Source organism: Pseudoalteromonas sp. APC 3893 (assembly GCF_030408095.1).
Lineage (GTDB): Bacteria > Pseudomonadota > Gammaproteobacteria > Enterobacterales > Alteromonadaceae > Pseudoalteromonas.
Genome location: NZ_JASDCD010000012.1, coordinates 1 through 20,338 on the forward strand (window position 1 = coordinate 1; position 20,338 = coordinate 20,338).

Below are 20,338 nucleotides of genomic sequence, written 5' to 3' on the forward strand. Positions count from 1 at the left end.
GTCAAGCAGCAACAATTTCTATCAACTCATATTTTTGGTGCAGTTTGCCCTGCAACAGGCCAGACGGAGGCAATTATAGCGCCTTATTTGAGTAAGGATATAATGCGGCAACACTTACAACTCATTTCAGATGCGACGCCCTGTGGAGAGCACGCAGTGGTCATCGTTGATCGCGCAAGCTGGCATATGGGTAATGTTGCACAAGACATTCAAAATGTGTCGGTGATACCGTTGCCTCCCTACTCACCCGAGCTGAACCCCATTGAACAAGTATGGGCATGGATGAGAAACAGAGCGCTATCAAATCGTACGTTTGCAAGTTATGACGATATTGTTGAACAAGTAAGTAGGGCGTGGAATGTATTTCGCTCAGACATTGATAACGTTAAGCGTATCTGTTCGAGAAAATGGATAAATTTGATCACTTAATAAATAGTATTGGTATTACTCTTTACTAAATTTCAGACACAAAAAAAGCGCTATAAAAGCGCTTTTTGTTTTTACTAATTAAAGTAAAAATTATAACGGAGTAATGTTATCCGCTTGTGGACCTTTTTGACCTTGTGAAAGAGTGAACTCTACACGTTGGCCTTCAGCTAAAGTTTTGAAACCTTCGCTTTTGATTGCTGAGAAATGTGCGAAAACGTCTGGACCGTTTTCTTGCTCGATGAAACCAAAACCTTTAGACTCGTTGAACCACTTAACTGTACCTGATACGATGTTAGACATTGTAATATCCTGATATAAAATAAAAAATAGTGCCCATATGGGCGGGTGTAGCAAAAAATGAGATGGTACTTAAAAACTTCAGGACGGTACTACAAGTATTACTTATACAACAACGAAATGGAGATTTATAAATTACATGCTTTCTTTCTAGCTGAGGCCTACTATATAGAGTTACTGTGTTATGTCAATAACTTTATTACTCTTTATATAATAACTTTCAGCGATGTCACTGCACTACAAAATCAAAATAGGTATCTGGGTACGCTTGTGGCTTATAGGTAAAATGCCACCACTCCATTGAATATGGAGCAAACCCTGCGGCCATCATAATATTTTTTAGTAAATAACGATTGGCTTTTTCACTGTCGCTAATACGTTCATCGTCGGTATTTGAAATGGTATCGAACATATCAAATAAGGAGCCCATATTTAGCTCTTTTCCTTGCGCATTTGTAAGTGTTAAATCAATTGTCGAGCCACGGCTGTGGCCAGACTTGGCAGCTATATACCCTCCCAATAACTTATCTTTGCCTAAATTTGGGTAATACTCAGGTTTGGTTTTGGTATCGCTTTCGTCATTAACCCAGCGTACAAAATGATCAACCGCGCGCTGTGGTCGATAACAATCAAAAATTTTTAAATTATACCCAGCTTGCTGCGCTTGTTTATGTGCCTGCTGCAACCCTTTTGCCGCTGTTTTATGTAATAAACATTTAGGTGCTTTATAACCATCAACAGGTTGACCAACAAAGTTGTTAGCACTGTAATAACGAATATCAAATATAGCTGTTGGTATTACCGTCGCTATATCTACAAATTCGTCACGCTTGGTTTTAGTGCCAACTTCGTCAGCATTTACGGCTGGGCTTATAAAGTAAATAGCTGTGAATAATGAAATTGATTTAAAACAGAGATTTAAAAGCATGGTGCAACTTTATAGGTTGTTATATTAAAACCATAATATTGCACATTTTTACATTTATGCAAATAATTTATTACCTGACATTAAGAATTACAGACGCTAAGCTGCTCGCTGCAAATGGCGTAAGTGCTGACATAACTGAATTCTCTTTGCTAATAATACTTTTCTGCGGTTCTTCAAATAAAGTTATCTTCTCTGCTTCATGTTGGCTAAGACTCTGCTTAGCATCCCAAGCAGAGCTTTAGCTCCAAATCACCTCAAAGCAATTTCCACCTTGAGGTGTATTAAGATTAAAATTTAAAGCTAACTTGGGTTTTAATGTTACGCCCTACGCCATAATCACCAATTGCACCACCCGTACCGGCCATTACTTGGTATTCTTTATCGAGCAAGTTATCTACCGCGACACGTACACTCCAATAATCATTAACATCCCAGTTAGCATTCAAACCGACTAGGGTATAACTGGCTTGTTGTGTTTCTTTATATGATCGGGTTACCCCGTCATAGGCTAGAACAGTTCGCGCAGCAACATCCTGAACGCTGATACCTGTTCGTAGCGCTTCGTCGAAGAAAAATAAACCAGCCGTGAGTGCCAGTTTATCTGCGGGTAAATACCATAGTGGCGCACCGTCTTGGTCTTCACCTGATATTTTGCTATAAGCAAGGTTTAAATAGCCTATTGAGTGAGCGTAGTTCACTTCAAGCTCAAAGCCATCACGGTCATTATTACCGCTGTTGTTGTAGCGAGGTGCTGGAGCTGGGTTGGTTGCAGAGCTGGTATTTGACTGTATTTCATCATCAACTTGGGTGTCAAAATAAACAACGCGCCCAGTTAATGAGTCTCGATAAGAGAACACATTATCCGTTTGATAGCTCATGCCTACTTCTTGGTTTTGGCTATTTTCAGTATTTAGCTCTAAATTAGGGTTACGGCCATCATATAAATCATATAATTCATCAATTAATGGTGCTCTAAAGCCTTCTTGGTAGCTGGCAAACAAAGCAAACTCATCAGTGAACTGATAATTTACTGTGACAGCAGGAACCACCTTTGAATGCTCGACTTTGGTGTCTAGCTTTGCGAAGTTGTTAGCTAACAATGCGGTTGGTTTGGTGCGGTATTCTTCATATCTTACGCCAGCCGTTAATGTAAGTGCCTGCCAGGTAAATTCATCTTGAATATACACGCCAATGCGTTTTTGTTCGCCACCTGGTTGCGAGGTCATTTGACTATAAGTTAATTCTGGGCTGTAGTTGATGCAGGCGAATGTTTGCATATTGTACTCTAAGCATGGATAACTTTGCTTATCACCTACACGTTCTTTGTCTGAATACTGTACACCGTAAGTAAGTGCATGCATACCCATTACACTGGTGTTCATAATATCGAGCGTATTGATGTTGTATTCATAATGAGACTCTACGCCAATATAATCTTCCAACATGCCTTGACCATCACTTTCAGTTACATGACTTTGGCTGTTACCAAAGCGTACAGCTAAATCAAGGTACTTGTTATTAGCCGGGTTTAACTCATAACTAAGATTAGTAACGGATTGCTTTACTTTACGATAAATTGTGCCCCAAGCACCCGGATCTGTGGTATTAAATTCTGTTCTTTGACTGTCTTCACTTTGGCTATATGAAAGTCCAATTAATGAGTCATCCGTTAAGTAATACTCACCTTTAAGCAATAAAGACTCGGCTTCGATTGCAGAGTTGTCGAGTGCTTCGCCATTAGACAATTCAAAATCATCACTTTGTCGTCGAATATACGCGGCTAAAATATCCAGAGAATCGGTGGGCCGAGCATACGCATAAACGCTACCATTGTTTTCGTTATTATTGCTGTGATGCCCTAGTTTAATTTTTGCGCCCGCAGTTTGATTGGGTTCTAAAAAGTCACTGGCATCTTTGAGCTCCATTTCGACCACACCACCGAGCGCACCACCACCATGTAATACGGTACTTGGACCACGTTTAATACTGACAGTGCGGTATAAGTCTGCATCACCAAAAAAACTGCCCATTCGGTACTTTTCAAAAGTTTGAATGGCGCCGTCAACACTTACAAGCACATCTTCAGCATCGTTAAAGCCACGCACACTAAACTTTTGCCCTCCGGCTCTCGGCCCCCCGGTGGCCGTTACATTGGGTACAGCAATCAAGCTATCAAATACGGTTGTTGCGAGCACATCTTCAATATTTTCTGCGCTGATAACATTCACAGCTTGCGAAGAGCTCAACGCGGTCTTTTCTGTTCGGGTTGCAGTAACCGTAACAGCATCAAGCGTTGTTGTGAGTTTTGGTTGTTCTGATAGGTTTGTTTGTGCAATCACTGGTAGTGAAACACTGGCAATACATAAAGCCAGTTTTGAAAGGCGCATGTTGTCGCTCCATAAAGTTTGTAGTTATTAGGCAATGAGCTTGATTAGCCCCCTAATCACCAAACTCATACTGGTTTAAAACATAAGTATTATACTAGAACACCACTTTAATGAGAATTGTTTTCATTCTCTTTTGATAAGTATATTGGCAATTTTATGATCCTCTTTCGACAGTGCAGCTAAAAGCTTAACTAACTCACCGCTGGGCACTTGCTGATCAATTGCAAGATAAACGCCTCGTTGTTGTTCGTTATGCTGTTGTAAAGCCTCAATAACGTCACCCAAAGACTGATAAGGCTGCTTAGCCAAAGCATATATAAGCTTTCTATCAACGTAATTTACACTTAATACAATCGCTTTTTGTTGCTCAAGTGGCGCTTGATTATCACTACCAACCTCAGGCAAGGTGACATCAAGCATGTCGAGTTTTACTGCGGCGGTGAGTAATAAAAACACGAGTAAAATAAAGAGCACATCAATCAATGCAGTTAAATCAGGCATTAGATTGCTACTATTCGGTTTTTCTGGAAGCTCAAGCATGGGGCAATTCATCAAAACTGAGTTGATAATTTAAGTGGTTAATAATACGGGTCAAATCTGTTTGTAAGCGCTCTAATAATGCATTAAAAACACCACTCAATAACAAACAAGGTATGGCAATAATAAGTCCGGCCATAGTTGAATACATCGCCTCCCATAAGCCATCAGCAAGTAACGCGGGAGTCACGGCTTGATGTGTTTGCGCTATTTTTTTAAACATCAATACTAACCCCCATACGGTACCCAGCAGCCCCATTAATGGGGTTAACGTGCCGCATAGCGATAATATATTTAATCGTTGACGCCAACTGCTCACGCAATCCTGCAAATATAATTGGCACCATTGTTGACGTTGCTCTGTCTGAGGCTTTTGTTTTAATAGCTGTATAAACTCACTATTTGGCTGTTTAATTTTTTGCATTTTCAGCCAACTTTGTGCAAATGCTAAGCTACGCTCTAATACAATAGCTAAGGCAATAATTGAAACCATAAATAATGGCCAAGCCATAATACCGACCGCAGAAAATACATCTTGCATAATTATTTCTCTTTATTAAGGACACTATGAACGTAGGGAAAACTCTATTGGCACACTAAACCGAGCTTTTACTTTATGTTGATCACGCATCACAGGATGAAACTGCCATTGCGACACGTTATTTAATGCCGCTTTATCAAGCTCACTAAAACCACTGCTTTTTAATACAGAAAGCTGTGCAATGGTGCCATCTTCGGCTAACTCTATTTGCAAAATCGCTACCCCCTGATAGCCACGGCGCTTAGCTTTTAGTGGGTAATTTAAAGTGGGTCTAGGCGCTTTAAAAATAGGGAGTGTGTTTAGGTCGATAACTTGATTTTTTAACGAGTGCAGTCTTGCTATGACAGGCGCGCTTGAAGCAGGTGCAGCTTGACTTGGTTTTGACTGCTTTTTAACAGGTTCAGTAACGGGGTTCACCTTTGCAATTGAAGTGGCGGGCTCAACGATAGTTTTTTTTATAACTGGTTTTATTTTATTTGATACAGCTGTTTTTGCGCTTTGTTTTACGGTTGCGTGTTTTGCTAGGCGCTTAACCTTTGAATGAAATAGCGTGCTTGGCGCTTGTTCAGTAACAACTTTTGGTTTTTCCACTCGTTCTTTTTTTGCCTTAACAGGCTTTGATACGATGATTTTAATCGCAACTTTATCAGCAGGTTGGGCATCACTAAATTGCACCAAATTTAGTTGAGCTGGCTGAGAATACAGCCAGCCTAAATGGCACCCTAAAGAAATAATTAGAAAAATAATAAACTTCATAACTTTTAAATACAAATGCAAACTGTTACTATTTGCAATAAATACTATCAACAATGGAATCGTTATGAAACCCCTACTCTCGTATTTAATTTTTATAACCCTTGCTGTAACAAGCCAATGTGTTTTTGCAAAGCAGTCAACAACTCCACACAGGGTGGTGGTGTCAGGTGGCTCAATTACAGAAATTATATACGCGCTTGATGAACAACAACGGATCATTGGGGTTGATAGCACGAGTATTTTTCCTGCTCAGGCGAAAGAAAAGCCACAAATAGGCTATGTTAGAAGGATCAGTGCAGAAGGTATTTTATCGTTAAATCCTGATTTAGTGATTGGTGAAGCAGACACTGGGCCAAAAAAAGTAGTCGAGCAATTAAAACAAACCGGTATTAACTTAGTCATTCTTGATGAAAATGATAATTTAGGCGGGATTGAAAACAAAATAAAAAAAATTGCTAACTTGCTAAATGTCGACCAAAAAGGCGATGCTTTAGCCCAATCTCTGCAAATTGACCGCGATGCACTTAGTTATATTTTACAGCAAACGACGATTAAACCTCGGGTGCTATTTGTTCTCAGTGTACGCAATAGTCAACCTATTGTAGCCGGCGCTGGCACTTCTGCTGATGAGCTGATCAACGCGGCTGGAGGCGTTAATGTTGCAGCAAGTTCAATTAATAATTGGAAGCCACTTTCAACCGAAGCCGCACTCGCCATAAACCCAGATGTGATCATCACAATGGGCCGCCATGGCGATGATCCACTCGTTAAGTTAGAAAAGCTAGCCCACTTTAAGTTTTCAAATGCAGTTAAAAGTGGCCAAGTTCATAGCTTTGATGGCAGTTATTTACTCGGTATGGGCCCGCGTACACCACAAGCTGTGGTTGAGCTTGCCCATACCTTTCACCCAAGCGCTCAATTACCACAAGGTTACCAATATCGTTTTGCACCGAGTGCCAACAATGTGACCGCCCAATTAAGTGAGTACTGATCATGCTGGCTCTGGGTAGTACAATAATTTCACAAAATCAGCACCGCCGTATGGCGATCCCCGCTTTGTTTATAGCATGCGTGATTGTTTTTTTTATCGCCCTTAGTAAAGGCGGTGTTGCCATTAGCATTAGTGAAATTATTTCGATTATAAATCAAACTGCCGATGATGAGCTTAAGCATGCCATTATTTGGCAAATACGCTTACCTCGCTTAGTACTGGCGATGATTGTCGGTGCGGGATTAGCAGCATGCGGCGCCGCAATGCAGGCTATATTTAGAAACCCATTAGCCGACCCTGGTTTAATTGGTGTATCAAGCGGTGCGGCTTTGGGCGCCGTTGCAACGATAGTGTTAGGCACCAGTTTATTTGCTAATTTTAGCGATAGTTTAGGTATTTATGCTGTGCCTGTTGGCGCATTTTTAGGTTGCATTGGGGTATGTGTATTTATTTACCGACTCAGCGCCCATAGTGGACAATTTACCATTATTAGTTTGCTATTAGCGGGAATTGCAGTAAATGCGATTGTTGGCTCACTCATTGGGGTATTAACTTTGATCAGTAACGATCAACAGTTACGGGATTTAACCTTTTGGAGTATGGGCTCACTGGCGGGTAATCATTTTGCTATGATGTTGCCAACAATTTCACTGATTATTTTTAGCTGCGTAGCGTTACTTCGCTTAGGCAAACCACTTAATTTATATTTATTAGGTGAAGCACAAGCAAAACATTTGGGCATTAATGTTACTAAGCTTAAAAAACAGGTATTTATATACACGGCTTTATGTACCGGTGCTGCAGTTGCAATCACTGGGATCATTGGTTTTGTCGGGTTTATCGTGCCGCATATTGTACGTTTAGTCCTGGGCCCTGATCATCGTTATTTAATGCCCACAAGTATGTTAGGTGGTGCACTATTGCTGAGCCTGGCCGATTTATTCGCCCGTACAGTGATGCTACCAGCTGAACTTCCTATTGGACTTATTACCAGTGCAATTGGCGGCCCATTCTTTTTAATCATGTTATTAAAAACTTATCAACGACGAGGGTAAAATGCTTTTAGGTACTAACTTAACCGCTAAGATTGGCAGTAAAGCTCTCTTAGATAACGTTGATTTTATGGTAAAGCCCCATGAAGTCGTTGTGATCATTGGTCCGAATGGTGCAGGTAAATCGTCTTTACTCAAGGCACTTTGTGGTGATATTGCTTTAACTGATGGTGCTGTGAGTATTAATCAACAAAATTTAAACGATTATAGCATTACTGAACTGGCACAACTAAGAGCGGTACTCACGCAAAATTATGAACTGGACTTTCCGTTTACTGTTAACGAAGTAGTTGATATGGCGCATGTTGTACATCAAGAGCAGTTCAGTAATGGAGCACTTAAACGATTTTCGAAAAGTGCGATGCAGGCATTAGGTGTCACCCACCTTGCACAGCAGTGCTTTACCCAGTTATCTGGTGGGGAAAAGCAACGTGCGCAGCTTGCCCGCGTACTTTGCCAGCTACAACCAAGTTTGGCAAAAAAACGTACCTGCTATTTATTAATTGATGAACCGACATCAAGCCTAGACCTTTACCACCAATATGAAGTAATGACTCAAGCACAAGACATTGCCAAGCAAGGTGCTGGTGTGGTCGCTGTGGTACATGACTTATCATTAGCGGCAAGCTTTGCTGATCGTCTCTATATGATGGACAAAGGATCGGTTGTTGCCAGTGGCTCTCCTAAAGAAGTATTAACCCAAGCGAGGCTGAGTGAGGTCTATAAAATTAATGCTAAATTGCAGGTTGGTTTAAGCGATGTACTACCGCATATTCTGATCAGTAAAGAAGCGTGTTAAACACAGAAACAATGTAGCACAGCCTACATTGTTTCTGTTTTCAATATTAAAGTAACTTAGTCAGGTTTCTTTATTTCAGCATCCTGATATTGAGAATCAAGAATGGACCTATTACGCCCAGTGCGCTTTGCTTTATACAGCGCTTGATCGGCAAGCTTAAAGATATCGTCAATCGACAACTGTTTTAGCGGCCAACCCGCAATACCGACCGATACATTAATATAGCCGACCGGGTCAATGTAAGTTTCAGATACCTGTATGCGTAAGCGTTCAGCTAACACATAGGCACTGCTAGCTGTCGCATTAGGTGATATCACATTAAACTCTTCACCGCCTGTACGTGTAACAAAGTCAGTTGAACGGGTAACATCTAAAATAATCTTCGCTAACGACTGTAAAACAAGATCGCCAATATCATGCCCGTATTCGTCGTTTACACGTTTAAAGAAATCGATATCGATAGCCAATACAGCAAAAGAGGTTTCTGTGGTAGTTAGCTGCTCTAAAAAACCATCTAAACTGCGCCTATTGTGTAAACCTGTAAGTGGATCTGTTTGTGCTTCTTGGCGCAGTACACCTATTTGATTTTGAAATACCCCCACTCCTTTGAGCATAGCTTTACGTAACTCGGAACTTTCAAAATACCATGATTTTATGATTTTTAGTCGTTGCGGAGCATTTGGGTTATCTAGTGCATTTGCTGTTTGCGCTAAATCTCGTAACGGGTGTGCAATCAGTCTAGCGAGCAGCCAAATAAAGAGTAATGTAGCCAAGCCAATGGGAAGCGTTCGGTACAATACATTGATCATCAGACCGTCTAAGGGCTCAAGCGTAGCCTCTAATGGTCGCTGTGTAATAATTCCCCAAGGAGCCGATTTAAGTGATGCGTAGCCAGCAAGCATAACCACGTTATGGCTGTTTATTAGTTGCTTTGTACCACTTTTATCTTTTAATACCGCTTCAATTACAGCATTATTATAAACTTGCTCACCAATTCGAGATGTATCAGGGTGATACAGTAACCGCCGGCTTTTGTCTACAACATATAAATACGAGCCATCTTTATGAAAATGCACTTGCAGCAAATCATGTAAGATATTGGCATGTTTTAAATAAATAGAACCGCCCACGTAGCCTAAGTATCGCCCATCAGTAGCAAACAACGGGTGTGAAATAAAAATAATTAAATTGTTTGCGGCAGAAATATAAGGCTCACTGATCATCGGCTCTTTAGACGACAACGCTTGTAAAGCACCATCACTTTGCAGTTTTTTGCCTGCTAATTGTAAGCTTTTTGGTGAAATTCCTTTAACCACTCCATTAGCTAATACAACCACTGTGGAGTTAAAGCTATCGGTTTGACGTTTCAATCGCTCTGCTTCTTGGTTAAAAATAGCCTTATTATCAAAATTCTTAGCGATAATTTTTGCCGAATAGGCCAGTTGTTGTTGCGCTGACTGTAAAAAGAGATCAGTTGCAGAGGCTAACTTGGCGGCGTAAGCGCTCTGGCTTTTTAGAGTTTCAGCTTGCAGTTGTTGCTTTTGCACTTGATAGCTAGAATAGAGGCTATTTAAAAATGTGACAATACTGGCTGATAAAGCCAAGAAAAGGACTAATTTTTTTAAATCTAATTTGATATTTAAAGTTTTTTTTAAACGGTGCAAAATAGTACTCAACTTTGAAGTAAAGCGCCTTTAATTCCATGGCTATATTTCGTCCGAATGATAACAATATTTAACCAAAATAGGAAAAGGTTCTTGCTGTTGTCTTATTTAATTCTAACTTTAGATTTTGCCCATATATTAACACTGCGCTGAGAAATCAATTCATGTTGCCAATGAGTAAGTCGTTCTTGGCAACATGAACTTGGAATATATTATTTCAAACCTGAAATACTAAAATACAGTTATAAGCCTCTTACTTTCGCACAAAAATCTGGCCCAAGCTTTATATTAAGCCTTAAACAAGAAAGATAAGACTTAATTGAATCCTTTGCAGTTAGTTATAAAAACAGTTAGTGTTACAAAAAAATGCTGTATTTCAATCAAAAACAGCATTAACATGAAGAATAAAATATTCAAACAACAAATAAGCATTCAGCTTTGGAGCCTACTGTGTTAAATAAGTTTGCCATATCATCAATTATTTTTGGATTAGGGTGTTTTTTACCAATGAAATCGACCTTCGCAGCAACGAAATTAACCCTTGAACAGCAAATAGGTCAAAAGCTGATGCTTGATTTTCGTTACTACTGCGACCAAGACAGCGAGAACAAATGCCGTACTGCAATGACTGAGCTACCTGCAGACTTAGCCAAAATAATCACTAAACATGATATTGGTGGAGTTATTTTATTCGCTGAAAATATTCAGAATATAAATCAAACTGTAAAACTCAATAATCAAATGCAACAAGCGGCGGCTAAATCAAGCTTAGGTGCACCGCTGTTTATCTCTATTGACCAAGAAGGCGGCCGGGTTGCTCGTATTCCACGCGATGTTGCAACGTCGTTTACTGGTAATATGTCAATAGGTGCAACCTATGCGCAGCACGGCACTCAGTTTGCGACTCAATCTGCACAAGTCATCGCCGATGAGCTTAAAGCCATAGGTGTGAACGTCAACTACGCTCCTACTGTTGATGTCAATATGAACCCTGACAACCCTGTAATTAATGTACGTTCATACGGTGAAGATCCGAGCTTGGTTGGCAAACTAGGGGGCGCTCAAGTTGCAGGGTTTGAAGAGAATGGCGTAATCACCTCACTAAAACACTTCCCAGGCCATGGTGATACAAACGTAGACAGCCATACCGGCTTACCTAAAGTTATGCATGATAAAGAAACTATTTGGCAGCAAGATTTACCTCCTTTTAAAGATATTATAAAAAAGCAAAACCCAGGCATGATCATGACCGCGCATATCCAATACCCCGCGCTTGATGACACCACCTTTGTTAGTAAAGATGGTAAAACCATGATTAAACCCGCCACTATGTCACGTAAAATTATTACCGACCTGCTACGTGGTGAATTGAATTATCAAGGCGTGGTGATCACCGATGCCCTTGATATGGCCGGTATCAGCCACTTTTTTGAGCCAATTGAAGCCGTAATAAATACTTTTGCCGCCGGCGTTGATATTGCGCTCATGCCAATCGAAATTCGTAGCCCTAAAGATCTACTGGTACTTGATCAACTTATTGCACGCTTAGTAAAAGAGGTTAAAAATGGTCAACTCAATGGCGAAGAAATAGCGCAATCTGCACAACGTATACTAAAGCTTAAAAGTAAGTTTAAACTCACTACAGCCCTTGATGAATCGCTTGCTATACAAAAAGCACAACTTATACTTGGTGATTCAAGTCACCGAAAAGTCGAGGCTGAGCTTGCCCTTGCTGCTATCACTTTAGTCAAAAATGTACAAAGTACCCTACCGTTAAAATTATCTAATAACGCTAAAGTTCATATTATTATGCCTGATACTCGTAAATGCATGGCGCTTGAACAAGCAATTAAAGAATACGCTGATAATGACTACCAATATAGCTGCACAAGTTTGCAAGGGTTTGAACCGAGTGTGGCTCTAAAAGCACTAAACGATGCTGATATTATTATTGCGGGTAACGCATCGCCGAATCAAAGTGCCGTTGAAATTGGCGGGATGGATGATTTAGCCGATGACCCACAATTTGCTATCGCTAAATCTGAGCAAGGCGCAGCTCTTGAAAACTTATTACAACAGGCACAACGTGCTAATAAAAAAACCGTGTTTGTTAGCTTACGTGCCCCTTATGATATTGCAAAATTTGGCCAATATGGTGATGCAATTTTAGCAACTTATGCGTATAACATAGATATAGATAATAATGTTAAAGTAGCAGGGCCTGCTTTTACAGCTCTTGCTAAAGTATTAGTTGGTAAAGCCGCGGCAACGGGTACGTTACCCGTTACCGTTAATGGCATTAATAATAATTAAAGAGGATTTTATGCAACATAACGCTTCGCTTACGACACCCTATGCAATTCGAAATATGATCCGCAATGAAGATTACACGGGGCATACATCGGGTTTTGTACCGGGGTTTGTACAAGCTAATTTAATGATTTTACCCGAGCGTTATGCATTTGATTTTTTACAATTTTGCCAAGCAAATAAAAAAGCATGCCCAATTGTAGCCAGCAGCCGCACTCCCGGCGCAATTGATATACCTAATGTGGCTCATGACCTTGATATACGTACAGACTTACCACGTTATCGCATTTTTAAAAAAGGTCAGCTAATTGAAGAGGTCACCAATATCAAAGAGCATTGGCGAGACGATCTCGTCACCTTTTTAATTGGCTGCTCTTTTTCGTTTGAAGAATCACTACAAGCCGCGGGAATTGAAATTCGTAATATTACAGAACATAAAAATGTCCCTATGTATATGACCAATATTGCTTGTGAGAGCGCAGGGATTTTTCATTCTAACATGGTGGTCAGTATGCGCCCGATGAAGCCTGCAGATGCCATCCGTGCAATCCAAATTTGTAGTCGCTTTCCGGATGTGCACGGAGCGCCTGTTCATTTTGGTGATCCAGCTGCGATTGGCATTAGTAATATTAATCGTCCTAATTTTGGTGAATCTGTGAGTATTAAAGAAGGCGAAGTACCGGTATTTTGGGCCTGTGGTGTCACCCCTCAAATCGCGATTGCAAACGCGGCTCCTGATTTTTGTATTACTCATAGCCCAGGCCATATGCTAATAACCGATATTCAAAATACGCACATTTCTGCGTTTTAACTGTTGGAAAATAAATGAAGCTGAATTGTGATTTAGGTGAGAGTTTTGGTGCTTGGCAAATGGGCCTCGACGACCAAGTTATGCCTCATATTGATATGGCAAATATCGCGTGTGGTTTTCACGCAGGTGACGCGGATGTTATGGCGCAAACTTTAGCTTTAGCTGCGCGCCATAAAGTGACGATAGGTGCGCATCCTAGCTACCCTGATAAGCAAGGTTTTGGGCGTCGCTCAATGGCACTTTCTGCCGATGAACTCAATAACTGTTTGCATTATCAAATTGCAGCAATTGACGGCATGGCTAAAGTACACGGTTTATCACTGAGTTATGTAAAGCCCCATGGTGCACTTTATAACGATATGATGGCTGATGAGCAAATTTTAGAGTCTGTTATAGCGGCAATTGCCAACTACTCTACAAATTTGAAATTAATGATTCTCGCGACTGCGAATGCAGATAAACATCAAGAGCTGGCTAAAAAATACGAGGTAACTCTGATTTTAGAAGCCTTTGCTGACAGACAATACACAGATCAAGGTCATCTTGTATCGCGTAAAATACCAGGCAGTGTGCATGAAAAAACAGCCCTTATAGCACAGGTAAAACAGTTACTAAATGATGGCAGCGTGACAACGCAAAGTGGTAACAAACTAACATTAAACGCTGATAGCTTATGCGTACATGGCGATAACGCTGACGGTATAGCCCTTATTAGTGAGATAAAAGCACTATGCCAAAAAAGCTAAATGATCAGCAATTAAGTCACGCTATCGAAGCGATGATGATTGAGCAAAACCTGCGAGGAATGCAAAGTTTATACGCTCATCAGCAAACCGGTACTTATTTACGCGCGGCAGATGCGCTGTACAAAGCAAAAAACACGGTGTTAATTGGCACTGGCTTTGCAGTAAATCAAACCTTCGAAACCGATGGCCCCGTTGGCGCAATTTCCTTATACAATGCACTTAAAGCGATTGGTAAACAGCCTATTTTAGTTTGTGGAAACCCCCTTTACAGTGCACTTAAAAATGATTTTAATTGCTTTGAATTACCATTAGATAACCTTACAGAGGCGATGGAATTTAGCAAACAAGCATTAGCAGAGTTAAAGCCCAATTGTGTGTTATCTATTGAACGACCTGGTTTATGCCATGGTAATAAATATTATAATATGCGCGGAATTGATATATCGGCTGATTGTGGCTGCTTTGACTTTTTTATCTCACAAGCGACTTGCCCAACTATTGCTATCGGCGATGGTGGTAACGAAATAGGTATGGGTAATGTTGCTCAATACATGACTGAGCTGAGTATTAGGCCAAGCTTAACGTGCTGTGATGAGCTATTACTTGCTGATGTGTCTAACTGGGCTGCATATGGCATTATCGCTTTTTTAAGCCGCTGGTTTAACCAAGACTTACTTGCCAATATCAATACCTTAGCAATTTTACAATATTTAAGTGACCGTGGTAGCGTTGATGGCGTTACCCACAAGAACGAGCTAACCGAAGATGGCTTACACGCTATGCACGGCCAGCAATTAATAACACGACTGCGCCAACTTGGCGGCTTTATAGAGAATGAGGATTATCCATGAGCACAGTTTACCTAAATGGTGATTACCTAGCAGCAGCAGACGCGAAAATTTCACCAATGGATCGCGGTTTTTTATTTGGTGATGGTATTTATGAAGTCATCCCTGCTTACCAAGGTAAAATGCTGGGCTTTAATGCGCATATCGAGCGGATGAATAACGGTCTTAATGAAATTGAAATTAAGCTCGATTACAGCACTGATAAATGGCGTGAGATTTGCCAACAGTTATGTGAAAAAAATCACGGTGATAGTTTAGGTATTTACTTGCACGTCAGCCGAGGTGCCGATACTAAACGCGCTCATGCTTACCCTACAGATATAAAACCAACAGTGTTTGCGTATGTATTTGAAATTCCTCCTCAACCCGTCAGCGATATTGAACACGCCACAACTTATACCGTTTCGTTAGAACAAGATAAGCGTTGGCAGCGTTGCCACATCAAATCAACTGCGCTACTTGGCAATGTCATTCATTATCAACAAGGTGCAGCCGCAGGCAATAAAGAGACTATTTTGTATAACCGGTTAGATGAAATAACCGAAGCAAGCTCAAGTAATGTATTTATAGTTAAAGAGGGGGTTATTAGTACCCCACCACTAGATAACCAAATTTTACCGGGTATAACACGTTGGTTAATTTTAAATATTCTGCATAGTCATAGTGATTTTAAAGTACAACAACGTGTTATTAGTAAAACAGAACTGCTTGACGCCGATGAAGTATGGATCACGAGCGCAACCAAAGAAGTCGGCGCAGTGGTAAAAGTAAATGGTAAACTTGTCGGTGACGGGAAACCAGGCAAAGTATGGCAACAAGTACAAAGTTTATTTACCAAACACAAATTTGATTACTAGAAACATTTAGCCCTAATAATGAAGGCCGCGCTTGTTAAGTCAACACGGCCTACTTACACTACTTGGCTGGTTCATAAGGCCAAACTTCAAGCACGCCATCACTGGTTTCAGTCATAATACTTTTGCTATTTTTATCATAGGCTACCGCCAAGACGGAGCTGCGTAAGCGTAACTTTGCCGCCTTGTACTCACCTAGCTGCTGGCCATCGGCAACACGCCATAAATACAAAGTGCTTTTTGGCAACCCTGTTAAAAACCATTTATCATCATTAATAAATAGCGAATCATTAAACTCGATAAAATTGGCCATAATGTTTAGTTCAGCTCGTTCTTCACCTGTTTTTAAATCTAAAAATTGCCGATCATCCACAGAATCGATGGACAACCCAATGCTTGCATTGCTATTCATCGCAACGTGATTAATGCGTGTAGTGGATTTAAAACGCTGTGTAATTTTACCGTCGTTAGTTTTCCAAACGTAAGCAAATTTATCACTTGAACCCGTTAAGGCTGTTGTTCCATCATCAGACAAAGCCACAGAGTTAATATCTAAGCGGTGAATTTTTAGTAATTTAGAGACTGATGTTTGAGTGTTTATCACTTGCGCTTCACCAGAGCGATAGCCAATAAGAATAGTGCTTGCATCAGCAGAGACTGCGATATCACGAGCAATATTTTTCCCTGTCGCCCAACTACCCACTAGTTGACCTGTGGTGGCTGAAAACATATGCACAGAGGTACGATTAGAAATGAAATATTTGCTTTTGTCTTTACTAAAACCAACTAATTCAATGTGTTTAGCATCGTCGCCAACAAGGCACTTAAATTTTAGCTGATTTGTTTTATTATCCCATAAACACACCTTGCCTTGCTCAGCAACGATACTCATAGAACCATCAACAGTAAGTGCAGCTGATAATACAGGTTCATTAGTGTGGCGAAACTCACTCAAAGGTGCAGCTTCAAACACGGTATCACCAAAACAGCCCGCCAAGTTAATCATCAAACCTGTTGTTATAATGGATTTTAAAAAATTAGTACGCACTGATATTCCCTCATCTTATTATTTTTAGCACTTATATATTGAGGTAACTATCTTCTCACTTTCTGGTTACAGTTTCTATCCGATTAAGGTGCGTACCTATTTGTTTTTTATTAAATTTAATTTAAGTTAGCGCTTTATACCCGTTCACTATTTCCCAGCAAGCTTATTTAACCAGCTAGTGCGTTGCTCTTGCGAGGAACTAATAATAGGGCCAATATACTTAGTTGCTGTTAACTTAATTCCACAAAAACCTAAAATTGTGTGTTTTAGTTGCTTGGTAGCGGGGGCACCTTGGAATATCCGGTAATACCAAGGTGGCGTATCTAAGGTCAATATAAGCTGCGCTGTGCGGCCTGTTAATAATTTCTCTGGAATGGTTTTATTTGGGTGATATTGAAAGGCAAAACCAGGTAAAAATGTGCGATCGATTAACCCTTTAAACTTTGCCGGTAGCCCACCCCACCAAATAGGAATAAACAACACTATATGTTCAGCCCACTCAACTTGAGCTTGAAACGAGACTAAATCTGGTTCAAGTGGCTGTAGCTGGTCATAGCCATAGCTTAAATTAGGGTCAAAATGCATCGCACTGAGTGATACAACTTGTACTTCACTTTCACTACTTTGTTGATAGGTTGTCGCTAATGCTGCACAAAAACTGCCAGACTTAGGGTTGGCGTCGATAACCAATACACGTTTTTTCATACTTCTACTCCTTTAAAAGCAATAGCATACCCTCTCCCCTAAGGGGTAGAGTCAAGGTTATTCAAACAGTTTTTTATATCTATGTGATAAAAATCTAGCAACTCTTTTTGCTTTTTCAGTGCAGCAATATCATTCAATACTTGCTGTTGTTTGTCCTCAAGTAGAGCCAATACAGCAGGCCAATCAAGCTCATGGCGTGCAACTTTTAACTGTTTAAGCTGAGATAGACTAAGCCCTAATAACTGAGCTCGTTTGATCAAGGTTACAAACTCAACATCCGCTTTAGTGTAAACTCGGTATCGGCCTTGGCGCGCTATGTTTGTCAACAGACCAATCTCTTCATAATGCCTAACAGCTTTAATTGATGCGCCGCTGCGCTTTGCCATTTCACTAATATACATAGTTCTTCCTTGGGTGGGTTGAAGTTATAGAATAGTAATGTAGATGGCGGAATGTGAGAAGCCTATTTAGTCTTTAGCGGTGAAAAACTAAAATCACTTGCCATAAGGGCGAAGTTGTATGTAACAATAAAAGGGATTATCTGCTGCAAAACCAGAATTAACACGGCTAAAAAGTGAGTTTATTACGCCCTGTTTGCTTAGAAATATAGAGCTTTTCATCAGCGCTTTTTATTATTTCGTCTTGCCCGCTAAGGCCACGTAAAGTTGCAACCCCGGCACTTACCGTTAGTACATCAAATGCTGAATGCTCATGTGCAATATTTAGCGCCGCAACATTTTGTACAATTTTTTGTGCAACCAGTACCGCACCAGATAAATCAGTGAATGGTAAAATCACCGCAAACTCTTCACCGCCATAACGGGATACAAAATCACACGGCCTTTTAAGAGTATCTTGAATACAATTGGCTACGCTTTGAAGGGCTTTATCGCCGACTACATGACCATAAATATCATTAAATTGTTTAAAATAATCAATGTCGATAAATATAAGCGCATAATCACTCACCTCACGTATAGCACTCAATTGTGTTTGTATAAGGTGAGAATCAAAATATCGGCGGTTATAGACCTGCGTTAAACTATCTAAAAACACCATTTCAAGTAGTTTATCACGTTGTAACTTAAGCGTAAGGTGGACTTTAACACGATTAAAAACAGTTTTAGCATTAATAGGCTTATTAATAAAATCAACACCACCAACTTGCCAACATACGTCTTCATGTTGTTCGAACGAAGTTATAAAAATAACCGGAACGTCTTTTAAATCAGGATTGGTTTTAAGCCGCTTACATGTTTCAATGCCATTAATTCCCTCCATTGCGATATCAAGTAAAATTAAATCTGGGATATCGATTTCGCAATGCTTAATTGCTTGTTCACCACTACTAACAGCCGTGGTGTTGTAATGAGAGGAAAGTACTTTCTCTAAAAGTGAAATATTTAACTGCTGATCATCAACAATCAGTATTTTCGACTTTGTAAGCCCTTGAGCTATTTCACTTTCTACATTTGTCATTTACTGCACTCTTACTGCTTTAGCTCGCCTAATTAACACAAGCCTACTCAGGTAAAGTAACCTAAGTCGTGATATTTTTGATTATACTTTGCTCTAGCATACACTATCGGCAAGATTACTAAAGTATTCATTTTTCACACTCACAGCAAGTTGAGATATTCCTAATGAGTAAAGCAAAACACATTGAGTTTATTGCCGTCTAAATCGCGGAAATAACCGGTATATGGACCAATCCCCTCTTAGTCTGTAGCGCCAAGTTAATTACTTTTGCATAAAAAGCATCTACTTAGGCCGGGCTTGAAGCAGTTATAGCAATCATTGTGTAAAGTAAGTGATTAAATTTAGCCAGAGTATGCTGGTCAGTCTGTTAATTAAAAATTATATTCCTCATTGCACAATTATAGTACTATCAATACTTTAATGAGTTGAACATCACTAACTATTTTATGACTATTCACCAATGCATACAGCTAACACCTTTACTTACTCATAAATCATATTGCTGTAAATTTGAGACTGAGAACTTTTCAGATGATGACTATAATCGCTATCAGATCCCCTTCCCAAAACAGTTAGAAAAAGCCGTTGCTAAACGTAAAGCCGAATATTTAGCAGGCAGAGTGTGCGCTAAACGTGTACTCGCGGCGTTCAACATTTATAATTTCGAATTAATAAGCGCAGCAGATCGTGCTCCCATCTGGCCTAATAAAATAGTAGGCAGCATTACCCATAGCCAAAATACAGCAATGGCAATGGCATCTGACAATAGAGATATTGCGGGGATCGGTATCGATATAGAGCTGTTAATGAGTGCCAAGCAAGAGCAAGAACTCCAACAACAAATTCTGCACCCTGATGAACTTTTTCAGTTTCAACAATTAGCCAAACAGGTATCACACCCATTAACCGTGATTTTTTCTGCCAAAGAAAGTATTTTTAAAGCCTTATACCCAAGCGTAATGCAGTTTTTTGGTTTTGAAGCCGCCCAGCTTATTGCTTTTAATAAACAACAACTGCAATTTAAAATAACCCAAACACTTTCAGAACAAGTGCCGCAAGACACTTGCGTCACCGTATTTTATCAATGTAGCAACGAGCAAGTACTCACTGAATGCGAATTTAAAACGCCTTTTTAAATTCAGCCATCCAACACTTT

At 40.1% G+C, this 20,338-nt stretch carries 21 protein-coding genes; 10 read left to right on the forward strand and 11 right to left on the reverse strand.

All coding sequences use genetic code 11. The features are described 5' to 3' along the window. Positions 1–429: IS630 family transposase (locus tag QMA12_RS13785; protein ID WP_290210351.1), on the forward strand; the 429-nt coding region annotated here is incomplete at its 5' end. A gap of 90 nt (positions 430–519) precedes the next feature. Here QMA12_RS13785 and QMA12_RS13790 read toward each other — a convergent pair. The 6 genes from QMA12_RS13790 to QMA12_RS13815 form a co-directional block, all read right to left on the reverse strand. Next, positions 520–729 (reverse strand): cold-shock protein, encoded by a 210-nt coding sequence (locus tag QMA12_RS13790; protein ID WP_004587186.1) that lies wholly within the window; start codon positions 727–729, stop codon positions 520–522. Positions 730–955: 226 nt separating this feature from the next. Continuing rightward, the gene (locus QMA12_RS13795; RefSeq protein WP_087533565.1) at positions 956–1,654 is read right to left on the reverse strand and encodes a M15 family metallopeptidase; all 699 of its coding nucleotides are present in this window, start codon (positions 1,652–1,654) and stop codon (positions 956–958) included. Between the two features lie 287 nt (positions 1,655–1,941). Further along, on the reverse strand, positions 1,942–4,041 hold the full coding sequence (locus tag QMA12_RS13800) for a TonB-dependent receptor (RefSeq protein WP_290210352.1): 2,100 nt from the start codon (positions 4,039–4,041) through the stop codon (positions 1,942–1,944). A gap of 123 nt (positions 4,042–4,164) precedes the next feature. Further along, positions 4,165–4,581, reverse strand: coding sequence for a biopolymer transporter ExbD (locus QMA12_RS13805; protein WP_087533567.1), 417 nt, complete (start codon positions 4,579–4,581; stop codon positions 4,165–4,167). Further along, the gene (locus tag QMA12_RS13810; RefSeq protein ID WP_087533568.1) at positions 4,574–5,119 is read right to left on the reverse strand and encodes a MotA/TolQ/ExbB proton channel family protein; all 546 of its coding nucleotides are present in this window, start codon (positions 5,117–5,119) and stop codon (positions 4,574–4,576) included. Before QMA12_RS13810 ends, QMA12_RS13805 begins: the two co-directional genes overlap by 8 nt. A gap of 24 nt (positions 5,120–5,143) precedes the next feature. After that, positions 5,144–5,875 (reverse strand): energy transducer TonB, encoded by a 732-nt coding sequence (locus QMA12_RS13815; protein WP_290210353.1) that lies wholly within the window; start codon positions 5,873–5,875, stop codon positions 5,144–5,146. 64 nt (positions 5,876–5,939) lie between these two features. Here QMA12_RS13815 and QMA12_RS13820 point away from each other — a divergent pair, with 64 nt between their 5' ends. The 3 genes from QMA12_RS13820 to QMA12_RS13830 are packed head-to-tail and all read left to right on the forward strand — an operon-like array spanning position 5,940 to position 8,717. Next, entirely contained in the window at positions 5,940–6,866 is a 927-nt protein-coding gene (locus QMA12_RS13820) for an ABC transporter substrate-binding protein (RefSeq protein WP_087533570.1), read from the forward strand. Positions 6,867–6,868: 2 nt separating this feature from the next. Beyond that, positions 6,869–7,921, forward strand: coding sequence for an iron ABC transporter permease (locus QMA12_RS13825; protein WP_087533571.1), 1,053 nt, complete (start codon positions 6,869–6,871; stop codon positions 7,919–7,921). A gap of 1 nt (position 7,922) precedes the next feature. Continuing rightward, positions 7,923–8,717, forward strand: coding sequence for a heme ABC transporter ATP-binding protein (locus QMA12_RS13830; RefSeq protein ID WP_087533572.1), 795 nt, complete (start codon positions 7,923–7,925; stop codon positions 8,715–8,717). A gap of 56 nt (positions 8,718–8,773) precedes the next feature. On the opposite strand, the gene QMA12_RS13835 is transcribed toward QMA12_RS13830, so the two are convergent. Then, complete coding sequence (locus tag QMA12_RS13835; protein ID WP_290210354.1) at positions 8,774–10,321, reverse strand: sensor domain-containing diguanylate cyclase; 1,548 nt, start codon at positions 10,319–10,321, stop codon at positions 8,774–8,776. Positions 10,322–10,888: 567 nt separating this feature from the next. Here QMA12_RS13835 and QMA12_RS13840 point away from each other — a divergent pair. The 5 genes from QMA12_RS13840 to QMA12_RS13860 are packed head-to-tail and all read left to right on the forward strand — an operon-like array spanning position 10,889 to position 15,953. Next, positions 10,889–12,694, forward strand: a complete 1,806-nt coding sequence (locus QMA12_RS13840; protein WP_290210355.1) for a glycoside hydrolase family 3 protein — start codon at positions 10,889–10,891, stop codon at positions 12,692–12,694. A gap of 10 nt (positions 12,695–12,704) precedes the next feature. Next, positions 12,705–13,502 (forward strand): putative hydro-lyase, encoded by a 798-nt coding sequence (locus tag QMA12_RS13845; RefSeq protein WP_290210356.1) that lies wholly within the window; start codon positions 12,705–12,707, stop codon positions 13,500–13,502. 14 nt (positions 13,503–13,516) lie between these two features. Then, entirely contained in the window at positions 13,517–14,248 is a 732-nt protein-coding gene (locus QMA12_RS13850; RefSeq protein ID WP_290210357.1) for a 5-oxoprolinase subunit PxpA, read from the forward strand. After that, positions 14,233–15,099 carry a glutamate cyclase domain-containing protein gene (locus QMA12_RS13855; protein ID WP_290210358.1) on the forward strand — a complete coding sequence of 289 codons (867 nt, stop codon included), beginning with the start codon at positions 14,233–14,235 and terminating at the stop codon, positions 15,097–15,099. The genes QMA12_RS13850 and QMA12_RS13855 overlap by 16 nt, the downstream gene beginning before the upstream one ends. Further along, entirely contained in the window at positions 15,096–15,953 is an 858-nt protein-coding gene (locus QMA12_RS13860) for an aminotransferase class IV (protein WP_290210359.1), read from the forward strand. The genes QMA12_RS13855 and QMA12_RS13860 overlap by 4 nt, the downstream gene beginning before the upstream one ends. Before the next feature lie 58 nt (positions 15,954–16,011). Here QMA12_RS13860 and QMA12_RS13865 read toward each other — a convergent pair whose 3' ends face one another. The 4 genes from QMA12_RS13865 to QMA12_RS13880 all read right to left on the reverse strand — a co-directional run bounded on the left by QMA12_RS13865 (position 16,012) and on the right by QMA12_RS13880 (position 19,182). Next, a complete protein-coding gene (locus QMA12_RS13865) occupies positions 16,012–16,998 on the reverse strand; it encodes a hypothetical protein (RefSeq protein WP_290210360.1) in 987 nt (328 codons plus the stop codon). Positions 16,999–17,145: 147 nt separating this feature from the next. Beyond that, a complete protein-coding gene (locus tag QMA12_RS13870) occupies positions 17,146–17,703 on the reverse strand; it encodes an NAD(P)H-dependent oxidoreductase (protein ID WP_290210361.1) in 558 nt (185 codons plus the stop codon). Positions 17,704–17,741: 38 nt separating this feature from the next. After that, positions 17,742–18,104, reverse strand: coding sequence for a MerR family transcriptional regulator (locus QMA12_RS13875; protein WP_290210362.1), 363 nt, complete (start codon positions 18,102–18,104; stop codon positions 17,742–17,744). Positions 18,105–18,270: 166 nt separating this feature from the next. After that, a complete protein-coding gene (locus QMA12_RS13880; protein ID WP_290210363.1) occupies positions 18,271–19,182 on the reverse strand; it encodes a diguanylate cyclase in 912 nt (303 codons plus the stop codon). Positions 19,183–19,628: 446 nt separating this feature from the next. Here QMA12_RS13880 and QMA12_RS13885 point away from each other — a divergent pair, with 446 nt between their 5' ends. Then, a complete protein-coding gene (locus tag QMA12_RS13885; RefSeq protein WP_290210364.1) occupies positions 19,629–20,318 on the forward strand; it encodes a 4'-phosphopantetheinyl transferase superfamily protein in 690 nt (229 codons plus the stop codon). Positions 20,319–20,338: the final 20 nt, after the last annotated feature.